Annotated in this window: 7 protein-coding genes; 4 read left to right on the top strand and 3 right to left on the bottom strand. The window is 71.0% G+C overall.

What is annotated here, in order from left to right; genetic code table 11:
• Positions 1–25 precede the first annotated feature (25 nt).
• The 4 genes from tal to pgl are packed head-to-tail and all read left to right on the top strand — an operon-like array spanning position 26 to position 4,519.
• Positions 26–1,150: a transaldolase gene (gene tal / locus ACFW2Y_RS18535; protein ID WP_384879991.1), complete on the top strand. Its 1,125-nt coding sequence runs from the start codon at positions 26–28 to the stop codon at positions 1,148–1,150.
• A gap of 5 nt (positions 1,151–1,155) precedes the next feature.
• Complete coding sequence (gene zwf / locus ACFW2Y_RS18540) at positions 1,156–2,688, top strand: glucose-6-phosphate dehydrogenase (protein WP_384879994.1); 1,533 nt, start codon at positions 1,156–1,158, stop codon at positions 2,686–2,688.
• Positions 2,685–3,740 (top strand): glucose-6-phosphate dehydrogenase assembly protein OpcA, encoded by a 1,056-nt coding sequence (gene opcA, locus ACFW2Y_RS18545; RefSeq protein ID WP_384879997.1) that lies wholly within the window; start codon positions 2,685–2,687, stop codon positions 3,738–3,740. Before zwf ends, opcA begins: the two co-directional genes overlap by 4 nt.
• Positions 3,737–4,519 (top strand): 6-phosphogluconolactonase, encoded by a 783-nt coding sequence (gene pgl / locus ACFW2Y_RS18550; protein WP_384880000.1) that lies wholly within the window; start codon positions 3,737–3,739, stop codon positions 4,517–4,519. Before opcA ends, pgl begins: the two co-directional genes overlap by 4 nt.
• Positions 4,520–4,526: 7 nt before the next feature.
• Here pgl and ACFW2Y_RS18555 read toward each other — a convergent pair whose 3' ends face one another.
• The 3 genes from ACFW2Y_RS18555 to pgi are packed head-to-tail and all read right to left on the bottom strand — an operon-like array spanning position 4,527 to position 8,276.
• Positions 4,527–6,113, bottom strand: coding sequence for a PH domain-containing protein (locus tag ACFW2Y_RS18555; RefSeq protein WP_384880003.1), 1,587 nt, complete (start codon positions 6,111–6,113; stop codon positions 4,527–4,529).
• The gene (locus tag ACFW2Y_RS18560) at positions 6,110–6,610 is read right to left on the bottom strand and encodes a PH domain-containing protein (RefSeq protein WP_384880004.1); all 501 of its coding nucleotides are present in this window, start codon (positions 6,608–6,610) and stop codon (positions 6,110–6,112) included. The genes ACFW2Y_RS18555 and ACFW2Y_RS18560 overlap by 4 nt, the downstream gene beginning before the upstream one ends.
• A gap of 4 nt (positions 6,611–6,614) precedes the next feature.
• Positions 6,615–8,276: a glucose-6-phosphate isomerase gene (gene pgi, locus ACFW2Y_RS18565; protein WP_384880007.1), complete on the bottom strand. Its 1,662-nt coding sequence runs from the start codon at positions 8,274–8,276 to the stop codon at positions 6,615–6,617.
• Between the last annotated feature and the right edge of the window lie 191 nt (positions 8,277–8,467).

The following is an 8,467-nucleotide window of genomic DNA, read 5'->3' on the forward strand; positions in this document are numbered from 1 at the left end:
ACGACTCTCTGGAGATGCAATTCTCATGACAGACGCTCTCAAGCGCCTCTCCGACGAAGGCGTCGCGATCTGGCTGGACGACCTCTCGCGCAAGCGGATCACGTCCGGCAACCTGGCCGAGCTGATCGACCAGAGCCACGTGGTCGGCGTGACCACGAACCCGTCGATCTTCCAGAAGGCCATCTCTTCGGGTGACGGCTACGAGCAGCAGCTCGTCGACCTCGCCACCCGCAAGGTGACCGTCGACGAGGCCATCCGCATGATCACGACGGCGGACGTCCGCGACGCCGCCGACATCCTGCGGCCGGTCTTCGACGCGACGGACGGCCAGGACGGCCGGGTCTCCATCGAGGTCGACCCCCGCCTCGCTCACGAGACGGCGGCCACCATCGCCGAAGCGAAGCAGCTCGCCTGGCTGGTGGACCGTCCCAACACCCTCATCAAGATCCCGGCCACCGAGGCGGGACTGCCGGCGATCACCGAGGTCATCGGCCTGGGCATCAGCGTCAACGTCACGCTGATCTTCTCGCTGGAGCGCTACCGCGCCGTCATGGACGCCTACCTGACCGGGCTGGAGAAGGCCCGCGAGCGCGGCCTCGACCTCTCCAAGATCCACTCGGTGGCCTCCTTCTTCGTCTCCCGCGTGGACACGGAGATCGACAAGCGCCTGGACGGCATCGGCACCGACGAGGCTGCGGCGCTCAAGGGCAAGGCCGCCCTGGCCAACGCCCGTCTGGCGTACGAGGCCTACGAGGAGGTCTTCTCGGACTCCTCGGAGCGTTGGGCCGCCCTGGACCGGGCCCAGGCCAACAAGCAGCGTCCGCTGTGGGCCTCGACCGGCGTCAAGGACCCGGCGTACAAGGACACCCTGTACGTCGTGGACCTGGTCGCCCCGGGCACGGTGAACACCATGCCCGAGGCCACCCTGGAGGCCACCGCCGACCACGGCGAGGTCACCGGTGACACCATCCGCGGCACCTACGACTCCTCCCGCGAGGTGCTGGAGGCCGTCGCGAAGCTGGGCATCAGCTACGACGACGTCGTGCAGCTCCTGGAGGACGAGGGCGTCGAGAAGTTCGAGGCGTCCTGGAACGACCTGCTCGGGTCCACCGAGGCGGAGCTCGCGCGCCGCGTACCTTCGGAGGCATAGGCACTGTGAGTGCAGTCCACGGAGCCAACCCGCTCCGTGACGCCGCAGACCGACGGCTCCCGCGCATCGCGGGGCCGTCGGGTCTGGTGATCTTCGGCGTCACGGGCGATTTGTCCCGTAAGAAGCTGATGCCCGCCGTCTACGACCTGGCCAATCGCGGCCTGTTGCCGCCGGGCTTCTCGCTCGTCGGCTTCGCCCGGCGCGAGTGGCAGGACGAGGACTTCGCCCAAGAGGTCCACGACGCCGTCAAGCAGCACGCCCGCACCCCGTTCCGGGAGGAGGTGTGGCAGCAGCTGATCCAAGGCATGCGCTTCGTCCAGGGCGACTTCGACGACGACAACGCCTTCGAGCAGCTCAAGTCCACCATCGAGGAGCTGGACAAGGCGCAGGGCACCGGGGGCAACTTCGCCTTCTACCTGTCCGTGCCGCCGAAGTTCTTCCCCTTGGTCGTCCAGCAGCTCAAGAAGCACGGGCTGGCCGACCAGGAGAACGGCTCGTGGCGTCGCGCCGTCATCGAGAAGCCCTTCGGCCACGACCTGGTCTCCGCCAAGGAGCTGAACGAGGTCGTCCACGAGGTGTTCCCGCCCGAGGCGGTCTTCCGGATCGACCACTACCTCGGCAAGGAGACCGTCCAGAACATCCTGGCGCTCCGCTTCGCCAACACGCTCTTCGAACCGATCTGGAACCGGTCGTACGTCGACCACGTGCAGATCACCATGGCCGAGGACATCGGCATCGGGGGCCGCGCGGGCTACTACGACGGCATCGGCGCCGCCCGTGACGTCATCCAGAACCACCTGCTGCAGCTGCTCGCGCTGACCGCGATGGAGGAGCCCGCCTCCTTCGACGCCGATGCGCTGGCCGCGGAGAAGACCAAGGTCCTCGGGGCCGTGAAGCTGCCCAAGGACCTGGGCGAGTCCACGGTCCGCGGCCAGTACGCGGCCGGGTGGCAGGGCGGCGAGAAGGCCGTCGGCTACCTCCAGGAAGACGGCATCGACCCCCAGTCGAAGACCGACACCTACGCGGCCATCAAGCTGGAGATCGACAACCGCCGCTGGGCGGGCGTCCCCTTCTACCTGCGGACCGGCAAGCGTCTGGGCCGCAGGGTCACCGAGATCGCGGTGGTCTTCCAGCGGGCCCCGCACTCCCCCTTCGACCACACCGCGACCGAGGAGCTCGGCCGCAACGCCATCGTGATCCGCGTCCAGCCGGACGAGGGCGTCACGGTGCGGTTCGGTTCGAAGGTGCCGGGCACGCAGATGGAGATCCGGGACGTGTCGATGGACTTCGCGTACGGCGAGTCCTTCACGGAGTCCAGCCCCGAGGCCTACGAGCGGCTCATCCTCGACGTCCTGCTCGGCGACTCCAACCTCTTCCCGCGGGTCGAGGAGGTCGAGCTGTCCTGGAAGATCCTCGACCCGATCGAGCAGTTCTGGGACGCGCACGGCAAGCCCGCGCAGTACGAGTCCGGGACCTGGGGTCCCGTCGAGGCGGACGAGATGCTCGCACGAGACGGCAGGAGCTGGCGCCGGCCATGAAGACCGACCTGACGGACACCACGTCCTCCAAGATCAACAAGGCGCTGGTGCTCGGGCGGCGGGCGATCGGCACCCCGGCCGTCGGCATGGTGCTCACCCTCGTCATCGTCACCGACGAGGAGAACGCCTACGACGCGCTGAAGGCGGCCAACGAGGCGTCCCGCGAGCACCCCTCGCGGACCCTCGTCGTCATCAAGCGGGTCTCGCGCTCCCCGCGGGACCGTTCCAAGGCACGACTCGACGCCGAGGTCCGTCTCGGCGCCGATGCCAGCACCGGCGAAACGGTGGTGCTGCGGTTGTACGGCGAGGTCGTCGACCACGCCCAGTCGGTGGTGCTCCCGCTGCTCCTCCCGGACGCCCCCGTGGTCGTCTGGTGGCCGGTGGACGCACCGACCGACCCGGCGAACGACCCGCTGGGTGCGCTCGCCCAGCGCCGCGTGACCGACACCTACGCCGCCGAGCAGCCCATCCAGGAACTGACCGCGCGCGCGGACGCCTACACCCCGGGCGACACGGACCTGTCCTGGACCCGGATCACCCCGTGGCGTTCGATGCTCGCCGCCGCGCTCGACCAGGTGGTGTGCGAGGTCACCTCGGCGGTGGTGGAGGGCGAGGAGTTCAATCCGAGCGTCGAACTGCTCGCGATGTGGCTGGCGGGCCGGCTGGAGGTACCGGTGCGGCGCTCGAAGTCGACGGGCCCCGGCCTCACCTCCGTGCGGCTGGAGACCAATGCCGGCCCGATCGTGCTGGACCGGCCGGACGGCTCCCTCGCGACGCTGTCCATCCAGGGGCAGCCGGACCGCGCCGTGGCGCTCAAGCGCCGCGAGACGGCCGAACTGATCGCAGAGGAACTGCGCCGGCTCGACCCGGACGACACCTATGCGACGGCGCTCAGGTTCGGTCTCGACCGACTGGCCGAGGAGGCGGCCACCACCGCCCCCGACCCCGCCGAAGAGGCGGCGGAGGCAGTGGAGGAGACGACCGCAGAACCGGCGCCCACCACCGCCAAGCGCACGAGGAAGGCCGCGGCCAAGAAGGTGGCGGCCACATGAGCACCCCCCAGCTGGTGGTCCACCGCGACAAGGAGCTGATGGCCGAGGCCGCCGCGGCCCGGCTGATCACGAAGATCGTGGACGCCCAGGCCTCCCGTGGCTCCGCCTCGGTGGTGCTGACCGGTGGCCGCAACGGCAACGGGCTGCTCGCGGCGCTGCGTTCGGCGCCCGCCCGGGACGCGATCGACTGGTCGCGGCTCGACCTGTGGTGGGGCGACGAGCGCTACCTCCCCGAGGGGGACCCGGAGCGCAACGTCACCCAGGCCCGCGAGGCACTGCTCGACGGCGTCCCGGTGGACCCCGCACGGGTGCACGCGATGCCGGCGTCGAACGGCCCGCACGGCAGCGACGTCGATGCCGCCGCAGCCGCGTACGCGGCGGAACTGCTGGCCGCGGCCGGACCCGGTGACCACGCGGGAGTGCCCACCTTCGACGTCCTGATGCTGGGCATCGGCCCGGACACCCACGTGGCCTCGCTCTTCCCGGAGCTGCCTGCGGTCCACGAGACCGAGCGGACGGTGGTGGGGGTGCACGGTGCACCGAAGCCGCCGCCGGTCCGGATCTCGTTGACCCTCCCCGCGATCCGGGCCGCGAAGGAGGTCTGGCTGCTCGCGGCCGGAGAGGACAAGGCGACGGCGGCGGCCGTCGCGCTGTCCGGCGCGGGTGAGCTGCAGGCCCCCGCGGCGGGCGCCTACGGCCGCTCCCGGACGCTGTGGCTGTTGGACGCGGCAGCCGCGTCCAAGCTGCCGCGGAGCATGTATCCGCCGGCCTCGGCCTGAGGCCACCTCACGGAGGCCCGGTCCCCTCTCCCCCCGACTTCGTCCGGGGGGACTCCTGGGACCGGGCCTCCGGTACGCCCACGGGCTCCAGGAACGGTGCGAGAAGATCGGGTACGGCTCCGGCCGCGAAGGTCAGGCCCTGGCCCACGCCCACGTCGATGACGTCGTACGCCCCCTCGCCCGCCGCCGTGGTGGCGGTGATCGTCAGCAGGCCGGCGCGGCGCTGGAAGTACGACTGCTTCACGGTCCAGCCGATGACCCCAGAACGCTGGAGGGCGGTCGTGGCCCGCCGGAGCGTTCCCGAACGGGTCACCAGGTAGGCGCCGCTGACGCCGTGTCCGAGGGCGCGGTAGGCATCGAGGGCGCCGAGCACCGCGAGCGGGGTGAGGACGACGGCGCAGCCGGCCGCCACGTACAGCAGGAACGGGGCGACGACCCGGCCGAGGAGCGCGAGGACCACGACCGGGGCGAGGACTCCGAGCAGGGCCCGGCGCAGCCGTCGGGTGCGGGCGGCCCGGGGATGGGCGGCGAGCGGCGCCTCGGTGGGCGGTTCCGGCTCGCGCAGTATCCGGCCGGCGACGCGGTCGGCAACGGCCCGCTCCACCGGTGGCACGAGGTTCTTGAGTTCGGCGTGCTTGTCGTCGGCGTTCTGGACGAGCCCGGTGGCGACGGCGTCGACCCGGGCGGCCCCGCACATGCGGATGCCGAGCGGCTCGACGAGCTCGACGCCGCGCAGCCTGCGCTCCTCCAGGGAGACCGAGCGGGTGGTGAGGAGGCCCCGGGAGATCCGGAGGGTGCCGCCGGGCTCGCGTTCCAGGCGGTAGTTCCACCAGGTCTCGACCCAGAGCGCGAGCGCCCCGACCGCGCCGACCGCGGTGGCCAGCAGGATCAGGTCGACGACGATCCAGGTCACGGAGACGTCCTGGAACCGGTCCCCCATCCAGTCGACGAGCTCGGCCTGGGCCCCGAACCACTCGCTGACCTGCAGGACGGCGCCGACCGCCGCACCGCCGAACGCGGGGGCGAGGAAGGAGACGGGCGCATAGCGGATCCAGCGCGGGTCGAGCGTGGCCAGGGCATCGTCCCGGTCGGGCTCCGTGGTGGCGGCGCGGGCGAGGAGCTCGTGTCGGAGGCGCTCTCCCTCGGCGCGGGTGACCAGGTCGAGTTCGAGGGTGGACTCCCCGCCGCCGGTGTGCTCTCCGGTGCCGATCCGAACCTTGACCAGGCCGAGGAGGCGCTGGAGGGGGTTGGCCGTGAGGTCCGCGCTGCGGATGCGGTCGCGGGCGAGCGAACGGCGCTGGACCACGAGGAGGCCGGTGCGGAGTTCGACCCGCTCGGGGCCGACGCGGTAGCGGGTGCGGCGGAGCCGGAGGGTCTCGGCGACGACGTCGGCCGCGAGGACCAGTAGGACCGCGCCGAAGACCCAGGCGAAGGCCTGCCACGGTGGCCGCGACCCGGCGAGTCCGAAGGCGACGGGGAGTCCTGCGCCGAGGAGGACGCCGGTGAAGAGGACCCCTCGGACGAGGACGGTGCGGGGGTCGAGGCGCGACCACTGCGGTTCCTCGTCCTGCTGCGCGCCCCGCCCTCCCCTCATGTGGCGTCCCCGGGGGTGGCCTGGGTGATCAGGGTCAGCCGTTCGGCGAGGGCGGCGGCCAGGTCGTGGTCGAGACCCGCGATCCTGACGGCGCCCTTGGAGGAGGCGGTGGTCACGGTGACGGTGGCCAGCCGGAAGAGCTGCTCCAGCGGTCCCCGTGAGGTGTCGACGGTCTGGATCCGCGACATGGGAGCGATCCGCCACTCCTGGAGGAGGGCCCCGGTGCGCACGTAGACGGCGTCGTCGGTGACCTCCCAGCGGTGCACCCGGAACCACCAGGCGGGGAAGAACGCGGCACCGGCGAGGCCCAGGACCGCCGTGGCCCCGGCCGCGAACAGCAGCCAGGAACCGACCGGCCCGAGGAACGCACGGAGGACGAGGAGGACCGCCACCGGCGCGGCGGCGGTCACCAGCAACCGGCTCCGCCACCAGGCGACGGCACGCTGGTCCACGGTGTTCCTGGGCGGCCTCAACCGCACCGCGTTCTCCCCCGTCACGCGGTTACCGTCCGCGCAGCGAGCGGTAGGTCGACACGAGTCCGGCGGTGGAGCTGTCGAGCTGCTCGGCGCCCTCGCCCTCCGCCAGGACGGGCTCGATCCGCTTCGCGAGGACCTTGCCGAGCTCGACGCCCCACTGGTCGAAGGAGTCGATGTTCCAGACGGCGCCCTGGACGAAGACCTTGTGCTCGTAGAGCGCGATCAGCTGGCCGAGGACGGACGGGGTGAGTGATTCGGCCAGGATCGTGGTGGTCGGGTGGTTGCCCGGGAAGGTCTTGTGCGGGACGAGGTCCTCGGCGACCCCTTCGGCCCGCACTTCCTCGGGCGTCTTGCCGAAGGCGAGTGCCTGGGTCTGCGCGAAGAAGTTGGCCATGAGCAGGTCGTGCTGGGCCACGAGGGCGGGCGACAGGTCGTCGACGGGACGGGCGAAGCCGATGAAGTCGGCCGGGATGACCTTGGTTCCCTGGTGGATCAACTGGTAGTAGGCATGCTGCCCGTTGGTGCCGGGGGTGCCCCAGACGACGGGGCCCGTCTGCCAGTCGACCCGGTGGCCCTGACGGTCCACCGACTTGCCGTTGGACTCCATGTCGAGCTGCTGGAGGTAGGCGGTGAACTTGGACAGGTAGTGGGAGTACGGCAGGACGGCGTGCGACTGGGCGTCGAAGAAGGCGCCGTACCAGATGCCGAGGAGTCCGAGCAGGAGCGGCGCGTTCTCCTCCGGCGGGGCGGTGCGGAAGTGCTCGTCGACGAGGTGGAAACCGTCGAGCATCTCGCGGAACCGGTCCGGGCCGATGGCGATCATCAGGGAGAGCCCGATGGCGGAGTCGTAGGAGTACCGGCCGCCGACCCAGTCCCAGAACTCGAACATGTGCGTGGTGTCGATGCCGAACTCCTCGACCTTCTCGGCATTGGTCGAGAGGGCCACGAAGTGCTTGGCTACGGCCTCCTGGCCGGCACCGAGCCCGCTGAGGAGCCAGTTGCGGGCGGAGGTGGCGTTGGTGATCGTCTCGATCGTGGTGAAGGTCTTGGAGGCGACGACGAAGAGCGTCTCGGCGGGGTCGAGGTCGCGGACGGCCTCGTGGAGGTCGGCGCCGTCCACATTGGAGACGAAACGGAGCGTCAGGTCCCGTTGGGTGTAGGAGCGCAGCACCTCGTACGCCATGGCGGGGCCCAGGTCGGAGCCGCCGATGCCGATGTTCACGACGTTCTTGACGGGCCGTCCGGTGTGACCGGTCCACTCGCCCGCGCGGACCTTGTCGGCGAAGGCGCCCATCCTGTCGAGCACGGCGTGGACGCCGGGCACGACGTTCTCCCCGTCGACCTCGACGACGGCCTCGCGGGGGGCGCGCAGGGCGGTGTGGAGGACGGCGCGGTCCTCGGTGGTGTTGATCTTCTCGCCACGGAACATGGCGTCGCGGAGCTCGGCGACGCCGGTGGCGGCGGCCAGTTCGCGCAGCAGGGTCAGCGTCTCGTCGGTGACGAGGTGCTTGGAGTGGTCCAGGTAGAGGTCGCCGACCCTCAGCACGTGATCGGTGCCACGCGTCGGGTCGGCGGCGAACAACTCGCGCAGGTGGGTCTCGCCCAGCTGCTCACGGTGCTTGCCGAGGGCCGCCCACTCGGGCAGCTGGTTGAGCCTGTTACGACCTTCGCTTGTCATGTCGGACATCGCCCACTTCTTCTCGTACTGCTTGTCTGCCCCGCTGCATCCCCCAACCTAATTGATCAGAGGGGTCGGCGACGCGACGGCGAGCGCGAACGGGGACGCGGCGAGAAAGGACGGAACGAGCAATTCCAGGACGGGGCGCCCCTGCGTCGGGTGCCGCCGGCCTCGCCCGCACGGGCGAGGCGGCCAAGGGC

Origin of the sequence: Streptomyces sp. NPDC058877 (assembly GCF_042742855.1) — a bacterium.
GTDB lineage: Bacteria > Actinomycetota > Actinomycetes > Streptomycetales > Streptomycetaceae > Streptomyces.